We start from the raw sequence: 26,872 nt of genomic DNA, 5'->3' as shown, positions 1-26,872 counted from the left end.
CTGTGGCCCGCGGGTTCCTTCCTCGGGGACTTTCGTACGCCTGCCGGCGCCCGAAACTCTTCACGAAACCCGAACGGCCGCTATCCGCTAAACGCGCTCTGATAGCTGACCGACGGCTTCCGTGAAAGCCGGCAGACGTTCAATTTCACGTTAGCCGTATATCCATGGGCCGCGGCCCGACCGAAATCTGTCAGCTCGCGACGGCACTGCGCAGCAGCATGAGTTCGCCGATGTTTTCGATGATGACATAGCCGACCAAACGGCCACCGGCATCGACCACGCCGACGGCAGGTGCAGCTCCCTTCTTCAGGGGTTCGAGCGCCTTGATGAGCTTCTCATCGTCGCGCACCACCGGGATATTTGCAGCCATTGCCTCGATCACAGGAGTCTGACCGCCGCGCTGCTGCAGGCCGGCGACAAGCCCCTCACGCGTCAGCACGCCGCGCAGCTTGCCGCCACCGTCGACGATCGGGAACTCGTGTTGCGTCGTGCGCAACAGGGCCTGTGCCGCCTCGTCGAGGGTCGCGGTCGCCGGCAGGCTTTCGAACCGGGTGATCATGACGTCGCGGACGTTAACCGCACGCGCCGCTGCCTCAAGCCCCATCGCCTGCGTTTCGGCAGTGGCGGCGAGGTAGACGAAGATCGCAACGAATATGAGCAGCACGTTGCCGGCGACGAGACCGATGAAGCCGAAGGCGAAGGCGGCGAACTGACCAACGGTCCCTGCAATCTGCGTCGCGCGCACGCGGTTGTAGCGCATGGTGAGCAAGGCGCGCAGCACGCGCCCGCCGTCCATGGGAAAGGCCGGAATGAGGTTGAACAGAACCAGCCAAATGTTGACGGCGGCGAGGCGAGCCACGAACGCGACATGCGGATTATCCATCGACGTCAGCGCGTTGATACCGACGGTGGCCCCGAGCGCGACGACGAGGAAAGAGGCAATGACGACATTGACCAGCGGCCCGGCGAGCGCCACGACGATCTCTTCCGACGGCTTCTCGGGCAGGCGCTCCAGCTCCGCGACGCCGCCGATCGGCAAGAGCGTGATCTTTGGAGTTCGGATGCCGTAGCGACTAGCGGCGGCGGCATGGCCGAGTTCATGCAATACCACGCAGGCGAACACGGCGGCGATGAAGCCGACGCCCTCGATCGCAGCCGACGTTCCACCCTCCTGGAAATAGGCGATACCGATCCAGGCGAGCAGCAGCAGGAAGGTCAGGTGGATGCGGATCTCGGTATCGCCGACACGGAGGATCGGGTAGGACCACTGCATGATGTGACTCCGTCGGGTCGGGAAGCAGGCCGCGCCCGCCGAGCATGCCCCCGTTTGCAGTCGCGTCAAGTGCCTCGTAATTCGTTCGAGCGCTTGGCTTCGGGCTGTCAATGCAAGGGATTTCGTCGGATTTTCGGATATTCCTCGTGGCCTGTTGAACCGCTTCTGAGCCCAAACTGCCAGTCAGCAATGCGCCTCATATCTGCCGATGACATCACCGCTGTCGTTCGCCAGTAGCTGACGCCACCTTGGGACATCCGGGACTTCCCGCGCGGCTCCACGTCTCGGGCAATCCGCCCCCTCTGCAGTTCGACAAGAGGTTCGAGCTCATGAACGGACGAGTTTCAAATGATCTTGGTGAGCGCCTGATACTCTGCAGTTTCATGCCCCAGGATCGGTGCGATCTGCGCTCAGATGTCGGGTTATTGCGCGCCCGGGCGGCGAGCGACACTATTGTTCGAAAGGCTCCCCCAGCGAAGCCACGCCGTTGAGCTTGAGCAGACGCCGGTTCGAAGAAATGATGCCCAGCACGACGATTGTCACGAGATAAGGTAGGCTCGATAGAAGTTGCGAGGAAACGTCGAGCCCAGTTGTCTGGGCCGCGAGGCTTGCGAGGGACACGGCGCCGAAGAGGCAAGCACCGAGGAAGATACGGCTGGTAAGCCAAGTGCCGAAGACCACGAGCGCGATCGCGATCCAGCCGCGCCCGGCGATCATGCCATCGGCCCAGAGCGGAGTGTAGACCACGGCCGCGTAGGCACCGGCGAAACCCGCCAACGCGCCGCCGAAAGCGACCGCGGCGAAACGCACGGCGATTACCGGATAGCCGAGCGCACGGGCCGCCTTGGGATTCTCGCCGACGGCGCGCACGACAAGGCCGGTCTTGGTGTAGGCGAATATCGCCCAGATGGCGACGGTCGCAGCAAGCGAGAGCCACACGACGACGTCCTCGACGAACAGGCCGCCGATGACCGGGATATCTGAAAGCCAGGGCAATGAAAGCTTCGGTAGGCCTTTGACCGTGAGGCTCTCATAGTTCTTGCCGAACAGTGCCGAGAGGCCCTGGCCGAGTATGCCGATGGCGAGACCCACCGCGACCTGGTTGGCGCGGAACCCCAGCGCGATGACGGCAAAGACAAGGGAAAGAGCCGTGCTGGCGAGGCCCGCGGCGACGAAACCCAGGAGGTGACCGCCGCCGTGATAGACGATGATGAAGGCGATGACCGCCCCCAGGGCCATCAGTCCCTCCACGCCGAGATTGAGGACGCCGGCCCGCTCGGCCACCATTTCGCCCAGCGCCGCCAAAAGGAACGGCGTGGCCGCCGCCAGCATTCCGGCGACGATGAACTCGAGGGCATTCATGGAGCGCTTCCGTGAGCGGCATGGCGCCATTCGAGCCGGTAGCGGACGAAGGCGATGGCGACGAGATAGGCGAGCAGCAGGCTGCCCTGGAAAACCCGGACCGCGGCGACTGGCAGGTTTGCCGAGACCATGGCGTTGTCGCCACCGATATAGAGTGCCGCCATGAGCAGCGCGGAAAAAACGATGCCTATCGGGTGAAGGCCACCGAGATAGGCCACGATGATTGCCGCGTAGCCGTAGCCGGTCGAGATGGAGCGCTGCAGCTGGCCGAGCGGCCCGGCCACCTCGGCCGCCCCGGCGAGGCCTGCCGCGAAGCCGCCGATGAGGAGGGAAAGCCAGATCGCGCGTCCTTCGTTGAAGCCGGCGTAGCCGGCCGCGCGCGGCGCGAGGCCGCCGACCTGCAGCTTGTAGCCGGCGAAACTCCTCTGCATGAAGACCCAGGCCGAGAGGGAGAACGCGAAGGCGATAAGCAGCGAGACGTTGACGCGGGTGCCGGGGATCAGGATCGGCACCATCGCGTCGTACTGGAACATCACCGACTGCGGGAAGTTGAAGCCGGCCGGGTCCTTCCAGGGACCGAGAAGCAGATAGTTGAGTACCTGCGCGGCAACGAGCGCCAGCATGAGCGAAACGAGAATCTCGTTTGCGTTGAGCCGCACGCGCCAGAACGCGGTGAGCGAGGCCCAAAGCGCGCCGCCCAGTGCGCCGAGGACGAGCATGGCGGGCCAGATCCACTGGCCCGTCGCCTGCGGGACACAAATGGGAATGGCCGATGCGAAGATCGCGCCGAGGATGAACTGGCCCTCGGCGCCGATGTTGAAGACCTTTGCGCGAAAGCCGATCGCAAGCCCCTGCGCGATCAGCAGCAGCGGCCCCATCTTCAGCAGGACCTCCGAGAAGGATGCCCAGGACAGGAAGGGTTCCAGAAGCATCGCGTGGAAAACGGCGACCGGATCGCGGCCCATCAGGAGATAGAGCCCGAGATTGAGCAGCGTAGCCAGACCGAGCGCGGCGGGCGGGGCGACCAGCTTGATTGCAAGCGAGGCGTGTTCCCGGCGAACCAGAACGGGAAGGAACGGCCGGGACAGAGCGCTCATGCGGGGACCTTTTCGGCCGTCGAATGCGCGCCGATCATGTAGCGGCCGATCTCCTCGGGTCTGGTGTCGCGCGTGACTAGCGGCGGGCTCAGCCGGCCCTGATGAATCACCTGGATCGAATCGCAGAGCTCGAACAGTTCCTCCAGTTCCTCCGAGATGACCAGGATGGCCATGCCTTCGTTGCGCAGCGCGACAAGGCGCCGGCGGATGGCAGATGCGGCGCCGATGTCCACGCCCCAGGTGGGCTGGGCCACGAACAGCAATTTCGGGGACAGCATGATCTCGCGGCCTACGATGAACTTCTGCAGATTGCCTCCCGAAAGCGCCCCGGCCTCCGTTTCGGAACCCGGCGTGCGCACGTCGTATTGCCGGATGCAGTCGTCGGCGAAAGCCTTTGCGCGGGCCGTGTCGACGAGGCCGCGCTTCAAGAGGCCGGAGGGATGGGCGGTCAGAAGGCTGTTGAGGACGAGCGACATTTCCGGCACCGCGCCGCGGCCCAGCCGCTCCTCTGGAACGAAGGCAAAGCCCAGCCGGCGGCGGGCCGCCGCATCGAGCGCGCCGACGTCCCTTCCCATCATGAAGATACGCTCTGACTTGTCGCGCGGCAGCACCGTCTCGCCCGAGATCAGCGCCGCGAGTTCGCTCTGCCCGTTGCCCGATATGCCCGCGATACCGAGGATCTCGCCCGCCCGGACCGTCAGGCTGATGTCGGAAAGCGTCGCGGCGAAGGGATCGTCCGGCCGATGGTCGAGGCCGACGATTTCAAGGCGCTTTTCCCCGGCGGAATGCGCAAGCGCCGGCATGGGCTGCGGCATGTCGCGGCCGATCATCATGCGGGCGAGGTCGTGCGCGTCGTGGTCGCGGGGATCCACATGGCCCATGATGCGCCCGCCGCGCAGGATGGTCGCGCGGTCGCAGACCGCGCGGATCTCCTCCAGCTTGTGCGAGATGAACAGAATGGACACGCCGCCGTCGCGCAGCCGCCGCAACGTCTCGAAAAGCTTGTCCACCGATTGCGGCGGCAGGACGGAGGTCGGTTCGTCGAGGATCAGGAGCTGCGGTCGGGTCATCAGGCAGCGGATGATTTCCACCCGCTGCCGCTCTCCGACCGAGAGCGCGTGCACGTGGGCAAGTGGATCGACCTCCAGGCCGAAGTCGCGGCCGAGCTTACGGATGCCTTGCGCAAGATCCGATTTTTTCCCGGGCACGACCAGCCGGATGTTCTCCACCACCGTCAGCGTCTCGAACAACGAGAAATGCTGGAAGACCATGCCGATCCCCTTGCGTCTCGCATCCGCCGGGGACGCGAGCGCGAGGGGCTCTCCTTTCCAGCTCGCCGTTCCGGCGTCTGGCTGCTCGACGCCGTAGATCAGCTTCATCAGCGTCGATTTGCCCGCCCCGTTCTCTCCAAGGATCGCGTGGATCGAGCGCGGAGCCACGTCCAGATCGATGTCCCGATTGGCATGGATCTGGCCGTAGCTCTTGGAGATGCCGCGCAGCGACAGAAGCGGGGCGGTCATGGATTACTTGGGCAGCGGCGTGGTGACACCCTTGACGTGCCAGTCCATGGCGACGATCTCGGCCTCGGTCATTGTCTTGCCGGCGGGAACGGCTTCGCTGCCGTCGGCCTTGGCGATCGGACCGGCAAAGGGCGAGAAGCTGCCCTCGGCGATCTTGGCTTCAACCTCCTTGATCTTGGTCATGATGTCGGCCGGGATGCCCGGGTTCCAGTCGACGACTTCGACGACCTTGTCGCCGACACCCAAGAAGGCGTTGGCGCCCTTGAAGGTACCGGCAAGGTGGGTGTCGACCGAGGCTTTGAAGAAGGGCGACCAATCAGTCGCCACGCAGCCGAGATAGGTCTTGGGCGCGTATTTCTTCATCGACGAGTTGAGGTTGAAGGCGGGGATGCCGGCCTCCTCGCAGGCCGCAACGACGGAAGGCGTGTCCTGCGCGTTGGAGAAGATGACGTCGCATTTCTGCGCCAGCAGCGCCTTGGCGGCTTCCTGCTCCTTGGCCGGATCGAACCAGGAGTTCACCCATACGACCGAAACCTCGACATCGGGCTTCACCGCCTGCGCCCCCAGCGTGAAAGCGTTGATGGAGGTGATCAGCTCGGGAATGGCGAAGGCGGAGACCGAGCCGAGCTTGCCGGTCTTCGAAAGCGCGGCCGCCGCCATGCCCATCAGGTAGGTGCCCTGGGAGTATTGGGCAGCAAAGGGCGAAAAGTTCGGCGCCACCTGGAAACCGGAAGCGTGCAGCACGGTGACGTCGGGATTGCGGCGCGCGATCTGCAGGGCGCCGTTCTGGTAGCCGAAGGAACCGGCGATCAGGAACTTGTTCCCGTCGGCGACCGCCTTGTTCATGATGCGGTCGGCGTCGGGGCCTTCCTGAATGTTCTCGATGATGGTGACCTTCACCTTGTCGCCATAGGCGGCCTTGACCGGCTCGAGCCCGTCGGCCAGCGCACGGCCCCAGCCGACGTCGCCGACCGGCGAGGGGACCACAAGCACGATGCCCAGCGGTTCGTCGGCGGCAAGCGCGCGGCTACCCACCGCGGCGACGAGCCCGGTAGCGGCAGCGCCCTTCATCAATGTTCTGCGGGTAAGATTTGTCAGCATGTCGATTCCCCTTGCTTTTGGTTTTGGCTTCTAGAATTCCACGGTCGCGAGCGCCGCCTCGGCTTGCGCGAACAGCCTGGCCTCGTCGAGCCCCGGGAATTCTCCCTTGGCCCAGACGATGCGGCCGTTGATCATCGTCATGTCGGTCGGCGTGCCGATGCCCACCTTGGCCAGCAGGCTCAGCGGATCGTGCCGCGTGCCGACATAGTCCATGCGCCGCGTGTCGATGGCGAACAGGTCGGCGGCCATGCCGGGCGACAGCCTGCCGATGTCGCCGCGCCCGAGCAGCACCGCGCCCCCGGTTGTCGCGTAGCCGAGGAAATCGGCCGGCGGCGGAACCGGATGGTCACGTGTCGACGCCGACAGGCATTGCAGCATGTAAGCGGAATGGATGCAGTGCATCAGGTTGGAATTGTCGTTCGAGGCGGCGCCGTCGCAACCCAAGCCCACAATGAGCCCGAGGGCCGACATCGCCGGTATGTCGGCGATTTCGGCGCCGACGAGATAGACCGGCTCCGGGCAGTGCGCGATGCCGGTGCCGCTGGCGACCATCTTGCGCAGCTCGTCGTGGGTCAGCTCCCAGCAATGGGCATAGAAGGCATCCGACCCGCAGAAGCCTATCTCCGCGCAATAGTCCACCGTGCGCAGGCCATGGCGGGTCTGCATGACCGGGCTTTCGCCCTCGCCGACATGGGTATGCATGCGCACCTTGCGGTCGCGCGCCAGCGCCACCGATTCCACGAATGTCTCGCGATAGCAGTTGACCGGCTGGCAGGGCGCGACGACGACCTGGCGCATGCTGAAGCGACCGGCATCATGGTAGGCGTCGATCAGCCGGGCGCAGTCGGCGATGAACTCGCCCGTCGTTTCCAGCATGGCGTCGGGGATGGTCGAGCCTTCCGATTTCGGCAGCGTGTTGCCGCCACGTCCGGCATGGAAGCGCATGCCGAGCAGTTCGGCCGCCTCGAACTGCCGGTCGATCAGTCTTTTGCCGGCATGCCGCGGAAAGCAGTACTGATGGTCGAACGCCGTCGTGCAGCCGTGCTTTATCAACTCCGCCATGGCCGTGACCGATGCGTGGTAGAAGCACTCCTCGGTCAGCCGCGAGAAGATGGGATAGATGCGGTCGAGCCATTCGATGACCGACAGCTTCGTCCAGTCCAGATCGGCGCGGTTGCGCACGAAGCACTGAAAGAAGTGGTGATGGGTGTTGACGAGGCCGGGATAGACGAACCAGCCGGCGGCATCCTGCGCGACGGTCCCGACAGGCAGATCCTCCTTGTCGAGGCCTTCGCCGATGGCCCGTATCGCCGGGCCGTCGGTCAACATATCGACATTGCGACGGACGCGCGGACCGTTGCCATCGTCCACGATGACCGCAGCGCAGTTCTTCAACAGATAGCCCGCCACGTCAGGCCTCGCCTGGGACGGGCTCGGGTCTGAGCTCGTGCAGCCGGTGGATGCCGGGCATCTCGATGAAGCCGTCGAGACCGCGGATCGCGCGCGACCACAGCCGGATCACGGGATAGGGATCGAGCGAGACGCCGCCGTGCGGCGCCAGCGCCACATAGGGAAAGCAGGCGATGTCGGCGACACTCGGCCGGTCCGACGCGAGGAAGCGCTGGCCGCGGATATGCTGTTCGACGAGGCCGGCTTCCAGCTCCCGCAGGGCCGTTGTCCCCTGTCCCTGAAGGACATCGATATTGCCCGGACGCAGCAGCATCTCATGCAGGCGCGCCGCCCCCAGGCTGGCGGTCAGCCGATGCGAGAAGGAAAGCCATTGCTGGACGCGCGCCGCCTCTCCGGCCGTATCGTTGCCCAGCCATTGCGGTGCCGCCTTCGCGGCGAGGTAGACCAGCATGGCCGAGGATTCGGTCAGGACGAGGTCGCCATCCTCCAGGATCGGGATCGAACCCGCCGGGTTAAGCGCCATAAGTTCGGGACCGCGATGCTCGGCACCGGGATGGAAGTCGACCGGCCGGATGTCGAGCTTCACCCCGGCCAGCGCAGCCATCAGGCGCGCCTTGTAGCAGCTCGGCGACAGCACGTAGTCGTAGAGCTTCATTGCGCCACCAGTTGCGCGCCGTAGGTGTAGCCATGGCGTTTCAGCCAGCGCCGGTAGGCAACCGACGTCAGGTCGGCTCGCGTGGGAATCTCCATGCCGGGATCGAGCGGCAGCAGCCCCGGAATCTGGTTTTCAAGGATCGACCGGTCCTGGACGAAGATCGTCTGCTGGAAATGGATCAGGTCTGTCATGGGCGTCTCGTCGTCGAACAGCGCCATCCATGGCCACACGTCGCACAGGTCTTCGGCAAGAGGCTGCACGAAAAGCGTGATGACGTCCCATTCGCCCGGGCGCGGCGGACAGGTCTTGTAGAGGATCGAGCAGGTCGGCGCAGGCACGCGATACATGTATTCCGTGGTTATGCCGCCTTCCGCGGACTTGGCGGCCTGCGGCTGGTAGAACCTCACCTGGGTCGCCCAAACCTCGTCCTCGTCCTCGCGGATCTCGACCTTGTAGTTCTGGACCTCCGTATGCGGTTCGGCCCCCAATATGTCGGTATGGACGAACGGAAAATGCGCAATGTCCAGGAAGTTCTCCACCGCGCGCAACGGCGAGCAGCGCACGCGCACCACCCCGACATCGACAAGCCGGCGGCCGGGCTGATCGGCTTCGGGGATCGCAAACAGCGCCTTCTGCGGATCACCGGGCGACGCCCAGACATGGCCATAGCGCACGCAGACCGGCAGGGCGCGTCCGTTGCCGCCCGTGACCTTGGCGTTTCCGTCGTCGCCGAGCCGCACCTCGATCGGTTCGCCCATGAGGGCCGTCTTGCGCCCCTGCGCATCGAGCTGGCTGGCGAGGCCGACCGGATACCATTCGTCGATCATCGCATTGCGGGTCATTGGACGGCCCTGCTGCGCCGAATGCCCTCGGCCGCCCGCCGCAGCGTTTCGGCGGCCCGCGACGCGGCGATCCGCTCGGTCGGATTGGCATCCTCGCCCACCAGAACATGCATGAGCGTCCGCGCTTCCCCTTCGGAGGCAAGCAGCAGCCGCAGCGTCCGGCCATTGTGGGTATGGTCGAGCAGGCCGTCGTTGGCCTTCGCGCCCGCGGCCGCCTCCAGCGCCGCGACGTCCGCCTCCACCATCATGGAGCGCAGCGGGGCAAGGCCGTCGAGCCGCGGCGGCGGGGCAGCGGCTTCGCCGACGGAAATCCATATGATTCCGCCGCTGTCCTCGACGGCCTGGGTCGCGACGCGAATTGTCTCCGGCGGCGCCAGCCCCGGATGGGCCGGAATGCGCAGGCAGTTTCCCGCCTGGGCATAGCTCCAGCCGTGATAGATGCAGGAGAGGGCCTCACCGCGCACGAAGCCATGGGAAAGCCGCATGCCGCGATGAGGGCATCTATCGGCGAAGGCCACCGCACGGCCGGAGCGGCTTCGCCAAAGGGCAATCGGTCCGACTGGGGATTGCGCCGGCATCACGGTTCCCGCCGGCAAGTCCGCGGAGAGGGCAACAGGCATCCATGCGCCGGTCGGATAAGGCGGCATACATCAACTTTCAAACAACACCAGCATCTTCCCGAGCGCAGCTTCGCGGTCAAGGATATGCTAATAGGCCGGTTACGTTTGCACAACATTTCCTCACTGGCAATAATGCCCAAAAAAGGTGCACGGCACCTTGGCAGGCAGAGGGCGCAGGCCGGAAACTAGCCCGATTCGCTCTCGATCGGCGCCCGGCGGATGGCCTCGACCCAGACATCGATTGGTCCAAGAGAGCACCCCATCTCCATCATGTCGATGAGCTCGGCCGGACCGGCAATGTCGAGTTCGATGCGGTCGGGACCGGCAACGCATATTGCCTGCGCGAGCCCGAGCTTGGCGGCATGACGCTCGATCCACGGAAGGAAGGACGCCGCCTCGACATCGCCGAGGATCGTCATGCGCTCCCGCCAGGAATATCGATTTTGCTCGCTCATAGAAAACCTCGGCAATGAAACAGATATCTATCTATCTATCTGCATTGTGCTCAACCGCTGAAGCACCTGACCAAGCGCCATGCGGCGAAGACAGAGCGGCGGCGACGATTTCCTCCGCCAGAAGCGCGATGCCTAACGTCGGTGTTGAGGCGGCGTTCTCATCGCATCGGATGCAAGGAGACGCGAAGGACGAGCAGGCGGTCACATTACTCAGGCGTCAGTTCAACTCGATACGTTCTCCCGTTGCCGCCGAGCGTTTTACCGCATCGACTACCCTCAAGGTTTTGAGCCCCTCACGCCCGCTGACAAGCGGCGGTTCGTCTCCGCGGATCACCTTGCAGAATTGCCTGATCTGCAGAACGAGCGGGTCCTCGTCGTCAACCTCGATACGCGTTTGGTCAAAGGGTTCCCACCAACTCCGTTTACCAGGATTGCGCCAGACCTCGAGCGACGGAACAGCCAGCGACCCGTGCGTTCCTCCGATCAAGTAACAGGATTGCTCGGTTTTGGGGTAAGCCGGATTCTCTCCGGTTGTCATCTCCCAGCTCCACGGTGCGACCACCGCGTCCGAGACTGTCGCAGTTCCCAACACTCCGTTCTTGAACTCAATCAGGATCACAGCTGTTTCCTCAACTGCGTTGCCGCGCACCGCGTTGGACTCGCGTGCCTGAACCGCAGCCACATCGCCGAAAAGGTAGCGCAGATTATCGACATCGTGGATGAGATTGAGGAAAACCGGCCCCGCACCGCGCTCACGACGCCACGAGATGTCGAAGTAGTCGTCGGGTTTGAATAGCCAGAACATCGCATTGACAACAAGAACGCGGCCGAGCTTTCCGCTTTCGATGATTTCCGTTGCCTTCTGCATCACCGGATTGTGTCGGCGGTGATGACCGGTCAAAAGAGGAACACCTTTTGCCTCAGCCGCTGCGATCAGCTTTTCGCCGGATATAATGTCGTCGGCGATAGGCTTCTCGATGAGTGCAGGAATGCCGGCTTCAACGGCTTCCAACCCGTTCTGAACGTGAGCCGGGTTGGGCGTAGCCACGATGATCCCATCAGGTCGGTCTGCGGCAATCATTTCCGCGAAGCTTGGAAACCACTTCACGCCGGCTTCCTTGGCAATGGTCTCGCCAGCCGGCGTGGGATCGACCACGGCGCTGAGTTGCGCCGAGGGCTCGGCCAGGACGTGCTGAATATGGCGCTTACCGATGAGGCCGGCCCCAACAACGGCCAGCTTAACCCGTTGGGTCATGGTCACCTCAGCCCTTGCCCGCCGCCTTGCTCATAGTCGCCGCGCGTCGGATGGCAAGCTGGTATCCTTCCGTTCCAAGGCCGCAGATCACACCATCCGCGCGGTGCGAAACGAACGAATGGTGTCGGAAGCTTTCGCGCTTGTGCACATTGGATATGTGAATCTCGATCACAGGCCCCTCAAATGTGTTCAGAGCGTCGAGGATGGCGAGTGAGGTATGGGTGAAGGCTGCCGGATTGATGACGATGCCCGCACCGTCCTCGCGCGCCTCATGAATCCAATCGATGATCTCGTATTCCCGGTTGCTCTGATGAAAGCGGATTTCATGGCCAAGTTCGGCTGCTAGCTTGCGGCAGTCTGCCTCTACGTCTGCGAGCGTTTCATGCCCGTAGATATGCGGCTGGCGTTTGCCAAGCAGATTGAGGTTTGGTCCATTGAGAACGTAGATCAGGCTCATAGCATAGTGTCCTTCTTGAGCACTCTGTTCTGGTCAGACGAACGCGATTGCTTGAACAGCAAAATCAGGGTCCGACTCGTAGAGATCTGCGCGCAAGCCGAGCTTTCCAGCTTCGAGAGCAGGCGCGGCGATCGTCCGCGCGGCCTCGAGAACGGCAGTGAGAAGCTTCTGCTTGGTCTCTGCAGTACGACCCGGTGCCATCCGCACGATGATTTGGATGAAATGATGATCGACATGCTCATCGCCCACGCAGGAGTATGTCGCCTCCCGCGCAAGCGTGCGCACGGCGGAAGGTTTCACAAGGCCGCCATCGCGAACGCAGCGATGCACGGTCAGCGTCAGTCGGTCCATGGCTACATGCTCGCCTGCGCCCCGGCTATAATCGATGATGATATGCGGCATTTGGGATATCCCCATCAAGCCGACAGGCGGCATAGGTCCGTAAAGTGAAGGGACATGCGCTCTGCGTCCGGTGCTATCCCGGTGAACAATTCGAAAGCCGCTGCTGCCTGGTAGACGGTCATGCCGCCGCCCCGAAGGGTCCGGCAGCCTTTTCCTTCGGCGAGAGCAAGGAGCTCTGTGACGAGTGGCATATAGACAATGTCGGCCACCCAATGCCGTGGCAGAAGCCATTCCGCATCGATCGGCAAACCAGGATGGCTCTTCATACCCGTCGGCGTCGCGTGGATAAGGCCGTCCGCGGAGCGCAGGGCGCTGCCGACATTTGTCGTGGCACGCGCGCAATCCCACGAGAACCGATCGTTCAACTGCTGGGCCAAGGTTTCTGCCCGTTTTGATTCCTGGTCAAAGATCGATAATCTGTCAAATCCGAGCTTGATGGCGGCATGCGCCACGGCGACACCGGCGCCGCCGGCGCCAAGCAGGACGGCATGTGACTTCGCGACGTCCGGAAGGCCGCGCTGGAAATTCTCGTAGAAACCGTACCAATCCGTGTTGTGGCCGATCCTCTCGCCGTTGCGGAAGACCACGGTGTTGACCGCACCGAGCATCTTTGCATCCTCGGAAAGGCGATTGAGGTGGGCGGTCACTGTCTGCTTGCACGGATGTGTAATGTTGCTGCCGGCAAAACCGCGCTGCTCTTCCTCGTCTAGGAGGTCCGGCAGCGCGGAGGCGGGAAGGCCGCGCTCGGCGAAGTCGAGAAGCTCGTAACGGTAATCGAGGCCCTGGCGTCGCCCCTCCATTTCGTGGAGGGCCGGGGACTTTGACATTTGAATGTCGGCACCGATCAGTCCCACGAGGAATTTCTTGTCGTGCATTGGCATCGCTTTCGAAAGTCAGTGATGGGCCAGGATTTCACCGAGGAAGGTTTTCGTGCGCTGATGCTCGGGAGACTTGAAGAAGACCTCCGGTTCGGCCTCTTCGACGATTTCTCCGGAGTCCATGAAGATGACGCGGTCAGCGACCTGACGGGCAAACCCCATTTCGTGCGTGACACAGATCATCGTCATGCCGTCACGGGCGAGCCCGATCATGGTGTCGAGCACCTCTTTCACCATTTCGGGATCGAGGGCAGAGGTCGGTTCGTCGAAGAGCATGACCTTCGGCTCCATGCAGAGCGCGCGGGCGATGGCGACGCGTTGTTGTTGTCCGCCCGATAGCTGCGCGGGATATTTGTCCGCCTGGTCAAGGATTCGAACGCGCTCGAGATATTTTCGAGCCAGTCGCTGTGCGTCAGCGTGGCTTACGCCTCGAACACGCATTGGGGCGAGGGTACAGTTCTGAAGTACGGTTATGTGGGGGAAGAGATTGAAGCTCTGGAAGACCATTCCCACTTCGCGACGTACAGCGTCGATGGATTTGGTGCTTCCGTCCAGTACGTGACCCTCGACGACGATCTTGCCTTCCTCGATCGTCTCGAGGGCATTGATGCAGCGGATTAACGTTGATTTCCCGGAGCCTGACGGCCCGCAGAGGACGATTTTTTCACCTTTGCGGACCGACAAACTGATGGATTTCAAGGCATGGAAAGTGCCGTACCACTTCTGCACGTCCTCAAGGGAAATCAGCGTCGATTGATCTTTTGCGGAATTGAGCACGGAACCCTCCATTTGGGCTTTACTTCACGGTGAACGGGATGTTCGGAATGGATTCCGGGAACTGCGGCAGATCGATCGCCATCCACTTCTTCGTGATGGCGGCAAGCTCACCATTGGCCTTGATCTTGTCGATGAAGGCGTTGACGGCTTCGTTCCAGTCCTTCTCGCCGAGACGGGTACCGACGCCGTTGTAGGTCGTCAAAAAGTTAATCTTGCGCTCGTACGTGCCGGCACTCGCCGCATCCAGACGCTGACCATAGAACTGGTTGCCGCCAACCGCCTTTACCTGTCCGGAGACCAGAGCCTGGATGGTTGCGGCGTCGTCATCAAAGCGGCGAACCGTTGCGGTGGATCCGACGGCGTTCGTTACTGCCTTGTCCTGCGAACTGGATTTCGGAACGCCGATCTCCCATCCGGCAACGTCTTCAGGCTTCGTAACCGTGTCGGACTTGGCAGCATAAAGCGAAATCGTGTTGGCGGCGTAAGGCTTGCTGTATTGAATTGCTTTCGCGCGTTCTTCCGTCATCGCCATCGTTGCGAACAGGATGTCGACTTTGCCGGTGGTAAGCGCCGGAATTCGGTTGGCAACGGCGAGCGGCTGGAATTGAACCTTCACGCCTAATTCCTTGGCAAAAAGGTTGGCGACGTCAGCGTCGAAGCCGTCCTGCAGGCCGCTTGTGTTGACGAACCCCCATGGCGCATTGTCGCCCTGGATGCCGACCACGAGCGTGCCCTTTGCCTTGATTTCCTCTACAGTTGCCGCAGAGGCGGCGGCAGTGCCAACGGTTGCGAAGGCAATAGTTGCCAGTGCAAGTCCGAGAAAAATCCTACGACTGTTATGCATGCTTATTCTCCTCCTCAGAGAGTTTTGCTTCGAGCGAAGCGGTTAGCGGGCAGCTTTCGCCATCCGTTTTTCAAGGCGACTTCCCGCATGGGAGAGCGGCCAGCAAATGATGAAGTAGATTGCGCCGACAATCCCGAAGACGAGCAGCGGACGATAGGTCTGGTTTGAAATGATCTGACCGGCGCGAGTCAGTTCAATGAAGCCGACGATTGCTGCCAGCGACGTGCCCTTGGTGAGCTGGACAAGGAAGCCGATCGTGGCCGGCATCGAAATTTTCAGGGCCTGCGGCAGAATGACGTCTTTCATCCGCGAGACATAATGCAGGCCGAGGGCGTTGGCGGCTTCCGTCTGGCCCTTCGGCACAGCCTCGATGGAGCCGCGCCAGATCTCGCCCAGGAAGGCGCTGGCATGGAGCGTGAAGGCGACTGCGACCGCGATCCACGCGTTAACGTCGATGCCCAACAGCGCAACGCCGTAATAGACAACGAAGAGCTGCATCAGAAGGGGCGTGCCCTGGAAGACGCCGATATACCCTGCGGTGATCGTCCGGGCGACCTTGTTCTTCGAGGTGCGCAGGAGCGCGATCAGGATTCCGAATGTCCCCCCACCGATGAAGCCCACGATCGCAAGCAGCACGGTCCATTTCAAACCCTGCATCAAAAAGAAAAATTGATCTTCGCCGATGGGACCCATGGCTGCTTCCTATCGCGTCGGGTAGTTGAAGTAGTGGCGAGAAATGAGGGCAAAGAGGCCCATCATCAGGCTTGAGATGACCAGGTAGATAGCGGTCACCGTGAAATAGACTTCGAAGCTGCGGAAGGTGTCAGACTCAATGCGCTGAGCGGCCGAGGTCAGCTCGTAGGCGGCGATCGACGTGCAGACAGACGTTGTCAGTGTCAGCATGATGAACTGGCTTGTGAGCGAGGGATAAATCGCCCGCAGCGCCGGCTTGAGCACGATGAGCCGGAAGACGTCCGCCTTGTGAAGACCAAGTGCGAAACCTGCCTCGATCTGGCCGCGCGACACGCTCTCGATCCCGCCTCGGATGATCTCGATTGCGTAGGCCCCACCATTGATGCCGAGGGCAATGATGGCCGTGACGGTCGGATTGAGGCGGATGCCCATGAGAGGAAGGGCAAAATATATGAAGAAGATCTGCACCAGGAATGGCGTATTACGTACAACCTCGACGAACACGATCACGGCAGCCCGCGTGATCTCGCTCTTGGAACTCCTTGCAACGACGCCCAGGAGCCCGATGACGAGTGCGAGGAGCATCCCAGCTAACGCAAGGCCAACCGTTCCAAGCGAACCCCATAGCAATTCCGGGGCGCGGTCGAGGACCGCACCGAAATCGAACGTATACCGCATTTAAGACTTCCTCCTCCTGACCGGCCTAGGCCGCGTCGGCGCCGGATCAATGATCCGGTTTCAAAATTCCCAGTGCGCTGGCATGCAGATGTTTTAGATGTGCCTCCGGGTCGACCGACCCGACGAGTGGCACTTCGACCGAGATAGCAGCGCCGTATTCAGTTGCCGCACAGAGGTCCTCCAATGGCAGTTCGCCTTCTCCTGGAGCGAACCTGCCGCTTCTCGCCTCGGCGATCATTGCGTCCGATGTTTTGGGCGCAGGACCGCGGGCGTCGCAAAGCTGGATGTGTTTTACCTTCCCAGCATTTGCGCGAAGCTCGTCGATCGAGGCTCCGTTTCGGAAGAAGTGAATCCCGTCAACGAGGGCACCGGCATTCTCTGCTCCACAGGCATTCAAGACCGCTACGCTGTCGCGAAAGGTCCTTACCGTCCGCCAGCCCATGTTTTCGATGTCGACTGACATGCCATATCGCGCCGCGACGGCGCAAAACTCTGAAAGGTTTGTGGCAAGACGGCCGCCGTCTCGATCATCGCCGCAAACACTCAGCCGGCGCGCCCCTATGTTCGCAGCGGCTGCCACGGTCGCCTCATGGGAGGCCGCAACGAAGCTCTCGTCGATCACGAAGAACTCGATATCGAACACCTTGATGCCTTCGCCATTGGCAACTGTCTTGAACTCCTGGGCACTGTGGCTGCCCACAGGCAACTCGTAGAAAGGGGCTCCGGGAAAGGCGGGGTGAAGACGAAGCCCTATCGAGGCAAAACCCGCCCGAGCAGCTATCACCGCGAATTCCTTGGGCGGCAGCCCGATCGATGAAAAGTGCGCCACGCCCAGTTCAAGGCGCCTTGGCGTCGCGACGGTCATCACAAGGTCCCCTTTGTCGCAAGGTGATTGCGCAGGTTGGTTCCCGTGCGGTGAATATGCTGACGCAACATATCGCACGCATAGTCCAGATCCCGCGCGACGGCTCCCTGAGCGATCTCACTATGCTCCTGGCTGACGTTGCGGTCACCCGACGTGCGGGTCAGAAACACCCGGCGATAACGGTCGTTGAGATTAAGAAGCAATCTGCAGAAATGGAGCAGGATCGGCTTCCCGCAGCCAGAGATGAGTGTCAGATGAAATTCGCGGTGGAGTTCTTCCCAGCGCTCCAGTGTCTCCGGCCGAGCCGCGTCGCGCTCGGTGCGGTTAAGGCGATGCAGCGCGCGCATGACGTTGCCCTCCCACTCCACATCGCCGAGCCGCATGGACTCGCGAAGCGCAAAGACTTCGAGCTCTTCGCGCAGGGTGGTGATCTCTTCCAGATTGGCCAAGGAAATTGATGAAACGCGGTAGCCGCGGTTGTCCTCGAACTCCACTAGACCGTCCGATATCAGCCGCGCCAACCCTTCACGCAGCGGACTGAGGCTCACGTTGAACGTCTTGCGCGCCTTGTCGAGATTGATCTTGCTGCCGGCCTGAAGCTCGCCGGAGATGATCGCCTCACGAAGACGGGATGCAAGCTGGCTCCCAATCGTGTTTTTGCCGTCATCGAGAAAGCCAGAAGACGATGGAGCATCTTGTGCCGGCGGAGCAGATGCGCCGTCATCATGCGGTACCATTGTCCAGGCTCCCGAAATTGATCGTCGATGATCGGTATTATAAACGATTATTCCTGTCAACTTTGGCGCGCCGAAATTTGCAAAAAGGCCAAGCGATAATTTCGCTTCTTGCGACAAAATCTAATTAAATCAACCAGCTAGATGTTTCCATCCCGATCCTTCGGCATCTTGGTGTCGCGATGGTGCGCGGCGGCGGCCTTGACAGATAATCGATTATTTGGATATTCGGGCAAATCGGGAGGTAGCCCCACATGGTGATCAAAACTGAAAGCGATCTGACGCCAGCCGTCCTCGCCGTGATGAATCGCACTGAAGACCCCCGCCTGCGAGAAATCCTTGTGGCGATGGTCACGCATCTTCATGCCTTCGTGCGCGAGGTTCGACTGACGGAGGTCGAGTTTCGGGAGGCGACAGCCATGCTGAATGAGATCGGGCAACTGCATACTGATCACCACAACGAGTTTGTGCTGATGGCCGGTTCTCTTGGCGTGTCTTCACTTGTCTGCCTGCTGAACAATGGCGACAGGGGACAGACTGAGACCTCCCAGTCGCTGTTGGGCCCATTCTGGCGCCTCAACTCTCCGCGAGTCGAAAATGGCGGTACGATTATCCGATCCGAGACGCCGGGCACTCCCTTGTTCGTGCATGCCAGGGTCGTTGACCGCGACGGTAAGCCAATTGCCGGCGCCGAAGTGGATGTGTGGCATGCATCTCCCGTCGGTCTTTACGAAAACCAGGACCCGGACCAGGCCGAGATGAACTTGCGCGGCAAATTCATGACCGACGAGCAAGGTCGGTTCTGGTTCAGGACCGTCAAGATGGTCGGGTATCCCATACCGGTCGATGGCGTGGTCGGACGCCTGCTCAAAGCTCAGGGACGCCATCCGTACCGACCAGCGCACCTGCACGCCCTGATCTTCAAGCACGGATACAAGACGCTGATTTCCCAGGTCTTCGACCCCAGCGACCCGAACATCGACTCCGATGTTCAGTTCGGTGTCACGGCAGCCCTGACCGGCGACTTCAGTCGCCATGAGGAGCCCCATCCGGCCGAAACGGATATTCCTGGTCCATGGTTCTCGCTCGACTACACCTATGTCATGGAACCCGGCGAAGCCGTTTTGCCGCGTCCCCCGATCAAATAAATCACGATCAGCAGAGCAAACGATATGATCACCGAAGAAGAACGCCAGGCCGCGGCAGACGCGCTGCTCAAAGCTGAAATCGAGCGCAAGCCGATCATACAGCCTAGCGAGACCTACCCGAACCTCGAGCTCGAGGACGCCTACCGAATTCAGGCTTTGTGGGCGGAGGCGAGGGTAGCCAAGGGCGCACGGATCGTCGGGCATAAGATTGGCCTGACGTCACGCGCCATGCAGATGGCTTCGAAGATGACGGAGCCGGACTACGGCTGCATTCTTGACGATGCGCTTTACAACGACGGAGCGCAGATCAGGGCTGACTTGTTTATCAAGCCGCGCCTTGAGGTCGAGCTGGCCTTTGTTATGGGTGAGGATCTCGTCGGGCCCGGCACCAGGATCTATGACGTCATGCGTGCGACCGAGTTCGTTGTCCCGGCGCTCGAGATTATCGACTACCGGACCGAAGTCCCTCGAGCGATCACGGATACCATTGCGGACAACGCTGCTTTCGGCGCCCTCGTCGTTGGCGGCCGTATAATTCGCCCGATGGACATCGATATCCGTTGGGTCGGAGCGACTCTTTCCAAGAACGGCATCATCGAGGAATCGGGCGTGTCGGCGGCGATCATGGGACATCCGGCAGCCGGCATCGCGTGGCTGGTCAACAAACTTCATGCTGTGGGCGGTGGCCTGAAGAAGGGCCAAATAGTTCTGGCCGGCTCCTTCACGCGTCCTGTCGATATCGCGAAAGGTGATGTCATCCAGGCCGACTATGGCCCTGTTGGCTCCATCGGCGTGTCGTTCGTGTGAGGTGCTAGATGGAACATCCTGTCAATCGGTTCAAGCGGAAGCTCCTTGCTGGTCAAAGTCAGATCGGCCTGTGGTGTGGCCTGCCGGGAAACTACGCCGCGGAAATCGTCGCGCCTTCAGGTTTCGATTGGCTCCTGTTCGACACGGAACATTCTCCGGGTGACGTTCTGACCGTCCTGCCACAATTGCAAGCGGTCGCACCATACGACGTTTCCCCAGTCGTCCGCCCGGCCATCAACGACCCCGTTCTCATCAAACGCTTTCTGGATATTGGCGTTCAGACACTGCTCATTCCCTACGTTCAGAACGCGGAAGAGGCGAAAGCCGCAGTCGCGGCCGTGCGATATCCTCCGGATGGAATTCGTGGTGTTTCTGCCCTGACGCGCGCCACTCGTTTCGGCCGAGTTGCGCACTATGCGCAAAATGCGGAACGGGAAATTTGCCTGTTGCTGCAAGTTGAGACGCGGGAAGCGCTTGGCAACCTCGAGTCGATTGTCTCGGCAGAGGGAGTGGATGGCGTATTCGTAGGACCGGCAGACCTTGCAGCGAGTTTCGGACACAGGGGCCAACCGAACCACCCGGAGGTGGTCGATGCAATTGTCGACGCGATTGAACGCCTGAAAGCGTTGGGCAAGCCTGCGGGCATTCTTACCCCGGATGAGAAGTTCGCGGCACGGTGCATCTCACTGGGAACACTATTTACTGCCGTTGGTGTCGATGTCGCTGTTCTGGCGAGGGGATCGGAAGCACTCGCGGCACGATTTGCATCGCAAGGAGCGTACCGCGATGCCGGAACGTGATGAACTCCTCACTGAAATCGCACCGACGGGAGTCATCAGAGCGGCGGTCAACATGTCGAATGCCGCACTTGTCCAACTCGATCCAGTGACAGGCGTTCTAACAGGGCCGAGTGCGCAGATCGCGATCGCACTTGCGGCAGAACTCGACTGCTGTTTGTCGCTGGTTCGATACGGATCGGCCGCTGACATTCTTGCGGCTGCCGAAGGCAACGAGTGGGACGTTGCATTCATTGCTCCCGATCCGTCACGTGCCGACAGGTTCTCTTTCTCGCCCCCCTATACCACGGTGACCGCCAGCTTTCTGGTGTCAGACAGTAGCCCGCTAGGCAGCGTGGGGCATGTCGACGTCGAAGGGGTGCGCATTGCCGCCGCCAAAACCGCTGCGTATACAAAGCAGCTTGAGCGACAGGTTAGAAATGCAATCCTCCTCCATACCGAAAATCCCGCCTCCGCCCTGGACATGCTTATATCCTCCCAGTGCGATGCGACTGCGGGCTTGACCGAGTCCCTGTCACGTTTCTGCGAAGAGAATCCAGGTTTCCGCGTTGTTGAGGGGACATTCTCGAAAGTGCCTCAGGCGATCGCTGTGCATCGGAGGTGCGTTCACGCTTCAACCTTCCTGTCGGACTTCATCCAGCAGCATTGCAGTGCGGGTAAGCCGAGCAATTGAAGCAGTTGGCGGAACATGCGAGGGAGCCGGGTCGAGGGGACGCGACAGGTTAACCCCCGAATAGTCAATTGGAATCCTCTTCCCTCTCAAGCGTTCCGACTCGGAAGTTCATGTTTCGCTGAGCCTTTGGGTACGATGTCGAGCAACTCTTATTCCGAACGGTTGGCGGTGGCCGTGCTCCGGATCATGGGCGTGTGCTTCGTGGTGCAGCAAGTCCTTGCCTCGTTGCCATTCGGCGTCCTGACGACCGCGTGGATGTGCCCGCGCGTCTGCCACACCCCGCCGCCACCGCGAGAATGGCCCAGATCGGCGCTCCTCCCCCACCATGACCGCCAGGTAAACTGCGAGCGCCATCGCGACCAACTGGATGAGCATCATCAGGCGGCGGGAACCCGACGCGAATATCATCCCTCTTAAGTCGTGGGTCCGCCCGGTATCGCTGTGAGGCCTTCATCTCACCGATCATCCGTAACCGGTTTCGAGATGCCGAAAGCCGCCAGTCCTGTCGCGGCCCCAAATCAGCCGCCAACACGTGTTCGTCGACCCTTTGTGTGGGCTGGATAGAGAATCCGCTCGCACGGAAAACTAGTCCTCTTCCTCGTCCGCAGGTTCGCCAGACCATACGAGAGAATACGAGGGAAACGGGTTGGCGAACCAGCCGCTAACGTATTGATTTCCTGTCGAAAACAATGACCCTCCGGGCCCACCAAAATTCCTGTTTAAATTATTGATTTTGCTGGTAATTTTCTGATCCGCCCACTATTTCTAACTAACCAGTAATTCGTCCCTCCATCTATTGGTTCAAAGCAATGGCAATTGGAATTTCGTAAGAAAATCAAATACTTACTGGAAGTTAGTGCGAAAGCTTTGGGCGAGAGCGTTCCTGTTTTTGACTGCTGCGACCGGCCCTCATTCAAATGCAACTGCCAAAATCGATAAGGATATCGAAATCTGCGATCCTACGGCTTCGCGGCTGCTCGCTTGAGGTGGATGCGCTTGAGTAGTTGCGCTGTGATCAGCGCCTGGCCGACCCTGTCCATCAAGCAAGTTGAGGGGTGGGCAGAGCGGCGGCATGTAGCCCAGCTATGGGATCTCAACATCCTGCGATTTTGGCTTCACCGCCAGCCAACGTTCGTGGGACATAGTCGGCAGGTCAAACTGATCCCGCGTGGTCGAATAACCATGGCCGCCCATTCTGCCGATGGCGTCTAGTCCGAGTTGGTCGATGTAGAAGCGTTCCTGATCGATTAGATCCTCACGGATGTGCATCCGTGTGACTTCACCAAGGACAATCTCGCGCGATTTGCCGAGGCCGAGCGTCAGATGTCGGCGGCATTCAAAGGCAATGGGCGCCTCGTGGATATAAGGACACTGGACTGTCTCGCCGGGCACGGGCGTCAACCCCGCTTCGGCCAATTCGTCGATGTGGGAAGGAAAGGGGACGGCACAGACGTTCATTGCGTCGACCAAGGCATGGTCCACGATGTTGACCGTGAACTCCTCGGTCAGTCGGATGTTGAGCGTGGTATCCTTGAAGGACATGTCGTTGTGGTTCTCCACGCCAAGCGCCAGGATTGCAGGATCGGCAGAAAGGCAATTGAAGAAGCTGTAGGGCGCGGCATTGATCGTTCCGTCCGGGTGACGTGTCGTGACCAGGGCGATCGGCCGAGGTACCACCGAACCGATCAGCAGCTTGTAACGTTCGCGCGGCGAAATCCGGGCGAAATCGATACTCACACGGCTCCGCTGACCCGCCGGCTCGCGCTGGGGATTGAGCATTATTTCCTCCTGGAATTTTCTGAACTGTTTTGGGAGTGGTCACCCCGTTCGAACATATTTGCTCAAGATTGAGCGAACGTCGGGCTCAGCCTGATTGCTGATTTGCGCCCTAGTCTCGAGAGCCTCGAGATGATGCTCCATCGCATGCATGGCCCGGCTGGGATCGTGCTGCCGTAGCGCCTGAATGATTTCTACGTGTTCGTCCACGCCACACTGGTCGGAATGCGGGCGGCTGTATAAGGCCAGGATCAGTGAACACCGCGATACGATTTCGCTGACATAGCGCGTCAGGGGCTTCGATCCCGTGAGTTCTGCAAGCAGAATGTGGAATTCACCCGCCAGCCGTATCGACAAGGGCCCGTTGCTACCCACAGCGTCCTTTTCAAGCCTGACGTGTGCTTCAAGCGCCGCAAACTGTGCGGGTGTGATCTTTCTCGAAAGCCTGTTGACCACCTCGCGTTCCAGGCATCGCCGCAGGGAAAAGATATCCAGGGCTTCTTCTAGCGTCGGTTCGGCGACGCAGGCTCCGCGGTTGTTCCTCACCTCCACAAGGCCCTCGGCACTCAGTCGTACGAGGGCGTTTCGCACGCTGGTCCGGCTCACGCCAAACTGCTCGCCAATAGCGTCTTCGGGCAATTTCATGCCGGGGCGAAGCGCCTGTTCAATGATGGCGCGCCGCAGCGACACGTAGACGCTTTCAGCCCGACTCGATTGTGTCATCGCATCCCCCTTAGCTTCCCCGCAACTTATCGCTGCAGACACGTTTCTGTCAATACGGGATACGATCATCGTTGATTTATGTATACAGTTATGACTTAATTGCGTACACGGACCTGCAGGACAGCTTTGGCAGCGCCGCGTAACGGTGTGCTGCTTCAATGGGAGGAGCGCCCCGCATGACATCCAATCTGTTGATCAGAAATGTCCGCCCGATGGGCGGCGCCAACGTCGATATTCTTGTTGAGAACGGGCGTATCACGCGCATCGAACCGGAGCTCTCCGCATTGGAGGCTCCGGTGGAAGACGGTGGTGGCCGCATCATCATTCCCGGCTTGGTCGAAGCGCACACCCATCTCGACAAATCGCTGATCGGAATGGCCTGGTATCGGAACGAGGTCGGTCCTCGGTTGATGGACAAGATCGAAAACGAGCGCGAGGCCAAGACCCGCCTGGGCATCGACCCGACCCGCCAATCGCGTCGCCAGGCGCTTGCCTCGGTGGCTCACGGCACCACCCATATCCGCAGCCACGTCGACATTGACACCGTGCACGGGCTTGCCGGTGTCGAGGGCGTCATGCGCACCCGTGAAGAACTGCGTGACATTGTCGACATCGAGATTGTCGCCTTTCCCCAAAGCGGCATGCTGATCCGGCCGGGCACAGTGGAACTCATGGGAAAGGCGCTGGAACTCGGCGCCGAAGTGGTCGGCGGGCTGGATCCCGCAGGCATCGATCGCGATCCAAAAGGCCATCTTGATGCGGTTTTCGACCTTGCTCAGCGCTTTGGTCGACCTGTCGACGTCCATCTGCATGAAGCGGGAGAGCTTGGCGCCTTTTCGCTCGAGCTCATCATGGAGCGCACCCGCGCACTGGGCATGCAGGGAAGAGTGGCAGTCAGCCATGCCTTCTGTCTCGGCATGCCCGACGCCGATTATGTCGGCCGACTAATCGACGAACTGGCCGAACTTTCGATCCATATCCTGACCACCGGGCCAGCCTCGCGGCCGTCGCCACCGGTCGCGAAGCTGCGCGCCGCCGGCGTGGTTGTCGGCGCCGGCAATGATGGCATCCGCGACACCTGGGGACCTTACGGTAACGGCGACATGCTGGAACGCGCCATGTTTGTTGGCCTGCGCAACAATTTCCGTCGCGACGATGAACTCGAGGCGGCCCTCGATGTCTGCACGCGCGGCGGCGCCCAAGTGATTGCGCTGGAGCGCTACGGACTTGCGCCGGGCTGCTGGGGCGACGTCGTGTTGGTGGAGGGCGAGACAGTGGCCGATGCCGTCGTATCGCAACTGCATGATCTGAACACAGAGTGCGATCCAATATGGATACGATATCAGAAACAGATTGTATACCAGTTCAAAATATGTCTATACAAAAAGGACGCGCCTTTTAGGGAACTGAAGGGCGCTGGGGAGCGAGAAGCAAAGAGAGGAGATATCCAATGTCATTCAGCAGGCGTACATTCTTGCAGGTCGGGTCGAGCGCGCTGGGCCTCGCTTTAGCCGACGCTAGCTTCACCAGATTTGCCTTTGCCGCAGGAGCGGCGGGCACATTGCGGGTGGCTATCGCCAAACCCGCGGGCAATCTTGACCCGCAAAGCCACTACGCAATCTGGGCCATCCAGGACCTGATGTTCGAGCCGCTGGTGCGGTACGGCAAGGGAGGCCAGATCGAGCCATGCCTTGCGACCGACTGGAAGATCGAGGACAGCGGCAAGACGCTGCAGCTTACACTGCGCCAGGGTGTCACCTTCCAGGATGGCACAGCGTTCGATGCAGCCAGCTGCAAGTGGAATCTGGAGCGCTGGCTGGGGCTCGATCAATTCAGCTGGATGAACTGCTCCAAATACTTTCAGGCGCTGGAAGTGGTCGATGACCACCGCATAACCCTTCGCTTCAAAGAGCCGCCGCTGGCGCTGATGCAGGAGCTCTCATACACCCGACCACCGCGGTTCCTCAGCCCCAAGTCGGTCGATGCGAACGGCAAATTCGTTGAGCCCGTGGGTACCGGTCCGTGGCGCCAGGTTGGCGCCGACGATACTCAAAGCCTCTTCGAACGCTACGACGGCTATTGGGGCGACAAGCCGACCTATCAGCGCCTTGAGGCCAAGGTAATTCCTGATCCGCGCGCGCGGGTTGCCGCCTTGCGCGCCGGCGAGATCGACCTGATCGGCGGCTTCTGGATCGCCCCGCTGACCCCCGTCGAGGCAAAGCAACTCGATGCCGCAGGGCTCAACGTGGTCATTGATCCGGGCAACGTCACGCTGGTGATGGCTTTTAATCCCGATCGAACAGAGGCGCTCAAGGATCCGCAGGTGCGCAGGGCGATCAGCCTCGGCGTCGACCGCGCGGCGATTTCCCAAGCGCTCTACCAAGGCTATGCCAAGCCGGCGGGGAACCTGTTCTCGGATGCATTGCCATTTGCTGGAAAGCAGAACGACGCTCCCGTCCGCGACGTGGCGGCGGCGTCGGCGCTCCTGGAGAAGGCAGGTTGGACGGGCGGCCCCGTGCGTTCCAAGGGCGGCAAGCCGCTTACCCTCGAGATGGTCGTCAGCCCTGATGCCGTTCCAGGCTCGCGTGTCGTGGCAGAGGTCATACAGTCGGAGATGAAGGAGATCGGCATCGATCTGGTCATCCGTTCGGTCGACCACGCTTCCAAGCACACCGACATGCTGGAACGGAAGTACGATCTTGGCTTCTTCCTGACCTATGGCGCGCCTTACGATCCGTTCGGCACGGTTGTGGCGCTGTGCCTGTCGACCTTCAACAACGACGTCGAAGGCAAGCTGTTCACCGACCCGGCGAATCTGGACCCGCTGATCAACGCGGCGACGGCAGCCACGGGGGATCAAATCGAGCCAACAATCCAGAAAGTTTACGACTGGCTGCGCGACAACGACGCGATCGCACCGCTGGTCTACGTTCCCAGCATCTGGGCGCACTCCAAGCGGGTCCAGGGCTTCACCAGCCCGGTCACCGAATACGACATGCCATACGAAAATATCGTGCTGGCCGGGTAAGG

Annotated in this window: 28 protein-coding genes; 6 read left to right on the top strand and 22 right to left on the bottom strand. The window is 61.1% G+C overall.

Features of this window, described 5'->3' with window-relative positions:
• Positions 1–190: 190 nt before the first annotated feature.
• The 20 genes from RFM40_RS19570 to RFM40_RS19475 all read right to left on the bottom strand — a co-directional run bounded on the left by RFM40_RS19570 (position 191) and on the right by RFM40_RS19475 (position 17,921).
• A complete protein-coding gene (locus RFM40_RS19570) occupies positions 191–1,273 on the bottom strand; it encodes a site-2 protease family protein (protein ID WP_320278032.1) in 1,083 nt (360 codons plus the stop codon).
• Positions 1,274–1,723: 450 nt separating this feature from the next.
• Complete coding sequence (locus RFM40_RS19565; protein WP_320278031.1) at positions 1,724–2,635, bottom strand: ABC transporter permease; 912 nt, start codon at positions 2,633–2,635, stop codon at positions 1,724–1,726.
• Positions 2,632–3,732: an ABC transporter permease gene (locus tag RFM40_RS19560; protein WP_320278030.1), complete on the bottom strand. Its 1,101-nt coding sequence runs from the start codon at positions 3,730–3,732 to the stop codon at positions 2,632–2,634. Before RFM40_RS19560 ends, RFM40_RS19565 begins: the two co-directional genes overlap by 4 nt.
• Positions 3,729–5,252: an ABC transporter ATP-binding protein gene (locus tag RFM40_RS19555; protein ID WP_320227908.1), complete on the bottom strand. Its 1,524-nt coding sequence runs from the start codon at positions 5,250–5,252 to the stop codon at positions 3,729–3,731. The genes RFM40_RS19560 and RFM40_RS19555 overlap by 4 nt, the downstream gene beginning before the upstream one ends.
• 3 nt (positions 5,253–5,255) lie before the next feature.
• Positions 5,256–6,350, bottom strand: coding sequence for a BMP family ABC transporter substrate-binding protein (locus RFM40_RS19550; RefSeq protein WP_320228003.1), 1,095 nt, complete (start codon positions 6,348–6,350; stop codon positions 5,256–5,258).
• Between the two features lie 33 nt (positions 6,351–6,383).
• The gene (locus RFM40_RS19545) at positions 6,384–7,763 is read right to left on the bottom strand and encodes an amidohydrolase (RefSeq protein ID WP_320227909.1); all 1,380 of its coding nucleotides are present in this window, start codon (positions 7,761–7,763) and stop codon (positions 6,384–6,386) included.
• Position 7,764: 1 nt separating this feature from the next.
• Positions 7,765–8,418, bottom strand: a complete 654-nt coding sequence (locus tag RFM40_RS19540; RefSeq protein ID WP_320227910.1) for a glutathione S-transferase family protein — start codon at positions 8,416–8,418, stop codon at positions 7,765–7,767.
• A complete protein-coding gene (locus tag RFM40_RS19535; protein WP_320275782.1) occupies positions 8,415–9,260 on the bottom strand; it encodes an aromatic ring-hydroxylating dioxygenase subunit alpha in 846 nt (281 codons plus the stop codon). The genes RFM40_RS19540 and RFM40_RS19535 overlap by 4 nt, the downstream gene beginning before the upstream one ends.
• The gene (locus tag RFM40_RS19530) at positions 9,257–9,907 is read right to left on the bottom strand and encodes an aromatic ring-hydroxylating oxygenase subunit alpha (protein ID WP_320278029.1); all 651 of its coding nucleotides are present in this window, start codon (positions 9,905–9,907) and stop codon (positions 9,257–9,259) included. The genes RFM40_RS19535 and RFM40_RS19530 overlap by 4 nt, the downstream gene beginning before the upstream one ends.
• A gap of 158 nt (positions 9,908–10,065) precedes the next feature.
• Complete coding sequence (locus tag RFM40_RS19525; RefSeq protein ID WP_320227913.1) at positions 10,066–10,335, bottom strand: acylphosphatase; 270 nt, start codon at positions 10,333–10,335, stop codon at positions 10,066–10,068.
• 217 nt (positions 10,336–10,552) lie between these two features.
• A complete protein-coding gene (locus tag RFM40_RS19520) occupies positions 10,553–11,590 on the bottom strand; it encodes a Gfo/Idh/MocA family protein (RefSeq protein ID WP_320227914.1) in 1,038 nt (345 codons plus the stop codon).
• 7 nt (positions 11,591–11,597) lie between these two features.
• A complete protein-coding gene (gene aroQ, locus RFM40_RS19515; RefSeq protein ID WP_320217295.1) occupies positions 11,598–12,047 on the bottom strand; it encodes a type II 3-dehydroquinate dehydratase in 450 nt (149 codons plus the stop codon).
• A gap of 33 nt (positions 12,048–12,080) precedes the next feature.
• Complete coding sequence (locus RFM40_RS19510) at positions 12,081–12,449, bottom strand: 5-carboxymethyl-2-hydroxymuconate Delta-isomerase (protein WP_126092641.1); 369 nt, start codon at positions 12,447–12,449, stop codon at positions 12,081–12,083.
• A 14-nt stretch (positions 12,450–12,463) separates the two neighbouring features.
• Positions 12,464–13,324, bottom strand: a complete 861-nt coding sequence (locus RFM40_RS19505) for a shikimate dehydrogenase (protein WP_320227915.1) — start codon at positions 13,322–13,324, stop codon at positions 12,464–12,466.
• 18 nt (positions 13,325–13,342) lie between these two features.
• Positions 13,343–14,116 (bottom strand): amino acid ABC transporter ATP-binding protein, encoded by a 774-nt coding sequence (locus RFM40_RS19500; protein ID WP_320227916.1) that lies wholly within the window; start codon positions 14,114–14,116, stop codon positions 13,343–13,345.
• A gap of 7 nt (positions 14,117–14,123) precedes the next feature.
• The gene (locus tag RFM40_RS19495; protein ID WP_320227917.1) at positions 14,124–14,948 is read right to left on the bottom strand and encodes a transporter substrate-binding domain-containing protein; all 825 of its coding nucleotides are present in this window, start codon (positions 14,946–14,948) and stop codon (positions 14,124–14,126) included.
• A gap of 42 nt (positions 14,949–14,990) precedes the next feature.
• Entirely contained in the window at positions 14,991–15,641 is a 651-nt protein-coding gene (locus tag RFM40_RS19490; protein ID WP_320227918.1) for an amino acid ABC transporter permease, read from the bottom strand.
• A 9-nt stretch (positions 15,642–15,650) separates the two neighbouring features.
• Positions 15,651–16,319, bottom strand: a complete 669-nt coding sequence (locus RFM40_RS19485; protein WP_127860453.1) for an amino acid ABC transporter permease — start codon at positions 16,317–16,319, stop codon at positions 15,651–15,653.
• Between the two features lie 46 nt (positions 16,320–16,365).
• Positions 16,366–17,184: a sugar phosphate isomerase/epimerase family protein gene (locus tag RFM40_RS19480; protein WP_320227919.1), complete on the bottom strand. Its 819-nt coding sequence runs from the start codon at positions 17,182–17,184 to the stop codon at positions 16,366–16,368.
• Positions 17,184–17,921 carry a GntR family transcriptional regulator gene (locus RFM40_RS19475; RefSeq protein WP_320227920.1) on the bottom strand — a complete coding sequence of 246 codons (738 nt, stop codon included), beginning with the start codon at positions 17,919–17,921 and terminating at the stop codon, positions 17,184–17,186. The genes RFM40_RS19480 and RFM40_RS19475 overlap by 1 nt, the downstream gene beginning before the upstream one ends.
• A 251-nt stretch (positions 17,922–18,172) precedes the next feature.
• On the opposite strand from RFM40_RS19475, the gene RFM40_RS19470 reads away from it, so the two are divergent.
• From RFM40_RS19470 to RFM40_RS19455, 4 genes are read left to right on the top strand one after another with little or no spacing between them, the layout of a single operon-like run.
• Positions 18,173–19,066: an intradiol ring-cleavage dioxygenase gene (locus RFM40_RS19470; RefSeq protein ID WP_320227921.1), complete on the top strand. Its 894-nt coding sequence runs from the start codon at positions 18,173–18,175 to the stop codon at positions 19,064–19,066.
• 24 nt (positions 19,067–19,090) lie between these two features.
• Positions 19,091–19,873, top strand: a complete 783-nt coding sequence (locus RFM40_RS19465; RefSeq protein ID WP_014766265.1) for a fumarylacetoacetate hydrolase family protein — start codon at positions 19,091–19,093, stop codon at positions 19,871–19,873.
• Positions 19,874–19,881: 8 nt separating this feature from the next.
• The gene (hpaI, locus tag RFM40_RS19460; RefSeq protein ID WP_320227922.1) at positions 19,882–20,673 is read left to right on the top strand and encodes a 4-hydroxy-2-oxoheptanedioate aldolase; all 792 of its coding nucleotides are present in this window, start codon (positions 19,882–19,884) and stop codon (positions 20,671–20,673) included.
• On the top strand, positions 20,660–21,343 hold the full coding sequence (locus RFM40_RS19455; protein WP_320227923.1) for a transporter substrate-binding domain-containing protein: 684 nt from the start codon (positions 20,660–20,662) through the stop codon (positions 21,341–21,343). The genes hpaI and RFM40_RS19455 overlap by 14 nt, the downstream gene beginning before the upstream one ends.
• Before the next feature lie 1,083 nt (positions 21,344–22,426).
• Here RFM40_RS19455 and RFM40_RS19450 read toward each other — a convergent pair.
• Positions 22,427–23,122 (bottom strand): flavin reductase family protein, encoded by a 696-nt coding sequence (locus RFM40_RS19450; protein WP_320227924.1) that lies wholly within the window; start codon positions 23,120–23,122, stop codon positions 22,427–22,429.
• A gap of 39 nt (positions 23,123–23,161) precedes the next feature.
• Positions 23,162–23,842, bottom strand: coding sequence for a GntR family transcriptional regulator (locus RFM40_RS19445; protein WP_320227925.1), 681 nt, complete (start codon positions 23,840–23,842; stop codon positions 23,162–23,164).
• Positions 23,843–24,018: 176 nt separating this feature from the next.
• Here RFM40_RS19445 and RFM40_RS19440 point away from each other — a divergent pair, with 176 nt between their 5' ends.
• Positions 24,019–25,353, top strand: a complete 1,335-nt coding sequence (locus RFM40_RS19440) for an amidohydrolase family protein (RefSeq protein ID WP_320227926.1) — start codon at positions 24,019–24,021, stop codon at positions 25,351–25,353.
• Entirely contained in the window at positions 25,293–26,870 is a 1,578-nt protein-coding gene (locus RFM40_RS19435) for a nickel ABC transporter substrate-binding protein (protein WP_320219867.1), read from the top strand. The genes RFM40_RS19440 and RFM40_RS19435 overlap by 61 nt, the downstream gene beginning before the upstream one ends.
• Positions 26,871–26,872: the final 2 nt, after the last annotated feature.

Origin of the sequence: Mesorhizobium captivum (genome assembly GCF_033977165.1) — a bacterium.
In the GTDB taxonomy this organism is placed as follows: Bacteria; Pseudomonadota; Alphaproteobacteria; order Rhizobiales; family Rhizobiaceae; genus Mesorhizobium; species Mesorhizobium captivum.
This window is presented reverse-complemented; position numbering and strand designations above follow the sequence as displayed.

Coding starts and splice junctions, on each gene's coding strand:
- RFM40_RS19570 (WP_320278032.1), bottom strand. CDS start 1,273: ATGCAGTGGTCCTACCCGATCCTCCGTGTCGGCGATACCGAGATCCGC.
- RFM40_RS19565 (WP_320278031.1), bottom strand. CDS start 2,635: ATGAATGCCCTCGAGTTCATCGTCGCCGGAATGCTGGCGGCGGCCACG.
- RFM40_RS19560 (WP_320278030.1), bottom strand. CDS start 3,732: ATGAGCGCTCTGTCCCGGCCGTTCCTTCCCGTTCTGGTTCGCCGGGAA.
- RFM40_RS19555 (WP_320227908.1), bottom strand. CDS start 5,252: ATGACCGCCCCGCTTCTGTCGCTGCGCGGCATCTCCAAGAGCTACGGC.
- RFM40_RS19540 (WP_320227910.1), bottom strand. CDS start 8,418: ATGAAGCTCTACGACTACGTGCTGTCGCCGAGCTGCTACAAGGCGCGC.
- RFM40_RS19535 (WP_320275782.1), bottom strand. CDS start 9,260: ATGACCCGCAATGCGATGATCGACGAATGGTATCCGGTCGGCCTCGCC.
- RFM40_RS19530 (WP_320278029.1), bottom strand. CDS start 9,907: ATGCCGCCTTATCCGACCGGCGCATGGATGCCTGTTGCCCTCTCCGCG.
- RFM40_RS19525 (WP_320227913.1), bottom strand. CDS start 10,335: ATGAGCGAGCAAAATCGATATTCCTGGCGGGAGCGCATGACGATCCTC.
- RFM40_RS19520 (WP_320227914.1), bottom strand. CDS start 11,590: ATGACCCAACGGGTTAAGCTGGCCGTTGTTGGGGCCGGCCTCATCGGT.
- aroQ (WP_320217295.1), bottom strand. CDS start 12,047: ATGAGCCTGATCTACGTTCTCAATGGACCAAACCTCAATCTGCTTGGC.
- RFM40_RS19510 (WP_126092641.1), bottom strand. CDS start 12,449: ATGCCGCATATCATCATCGATTATAGCCGGGGCGCAGGCGAGCATGTA.
- RFM40_RS19505 (WP_320227915.1), bottom strand. CDS start 13,324: ATGCACGACAAGAAATTCCTCGTGGGACTGATCGGTGCCGACATTCAA.
- RFM40_RS19500 (WP_320227916.1), bottom strand. CDS start 14,116: ATGGAGGGTTCCGTGCTCAATTCCGCAAAAGATCAATCGACGCTGATT.
- RFM40_RS19495 (WP_320227917.1), bottom strand. CDS start 14,948: ATGCATAACAGTCGTAGGATTTTTCTCGGACTTGCACTGGCAACTATT.
- RFM40_RS19490 (WP_320227918.1), bottom strand. CDS start 15,641: ATGGGTCCCATCGGCGAAGATCAATTTTTCTTTTTGATGCAGGGTTTG.
- RFM40_RS19485 (WP_127860453.1), bottom strand. CDS start 16,319: ATGCGGTATACGTTCGATTTCGGTGCGGTCCTCGACCGCGCCCCGGAA.
- RFM40_RS19480 (WP_320227919.1), bottom strand. CDS start 17,184: ATGACCGTCGCGACGCCAAGGCGCCTTGAACTGGGCGTGGCGCACTTT.
- RFM40_RS19475 (WP_320227920.1), bottom strand. CDS start 17,921: ATGGTACCGCATGATGACGGCGCATCTGCTCCGCCGGCACAAGATGCT.
- RFM40_RS19470 (WP_320227921.1), top strand. CDS start 18,173: ATGGTGATCAAAACTGAAAGCGATCTGACGCCAGCCGTCCTCGCCGTG.
- RFM40_RS19465 (WP_014766265.1), top strand. CDS start 19,091: ATGATCACCGAAGAAGAACGCCAGGCCGCGGCAGACGCGCTGCTCAAA.
- hpaI (WP_320227922.1), top strand. CDS start 19,882: ATGGAACATCCTGTCAATCGGTTCAAGCGGAAGCTCCTTGCTGGTCAA.
- RFM40_RS19455 (WP_320227923.1), top strand. CDS start 20,660: ATGCCGGAACGTGATGAACTCCTCACTGAAATCGCACCGACGGGAGTC.
- RFM40_RS19450 (WP_320227924.1), bottom strand. CDS start 23,122: ATGCTCAATCCCCAGCGCGAGCCGGCGGGTCAGCGGAGCCGTGTGAGT.
- RFM40_RS19445 (WP_320227925.1), bottom strand. CDS start 23,842: ATGACACAATCGAGTCGGGCTGAAAGCGTCTACGTGTCGCTGCGGCGC.
- RFM40_RS19440 (WP_320227926.1), top strand. CDS start 24,019: ATGACATCCAATCTGTTGATCAGAAATGTCCGCCCGATGGGCGGCGCC.
- RFM40_RS19435 (WP_320219867.1), top strand. CDS start 25,293: ATGTCATTCAGCAGGCGTACATTCTTGCAGGTCGGGTCGAGCGCGCTG.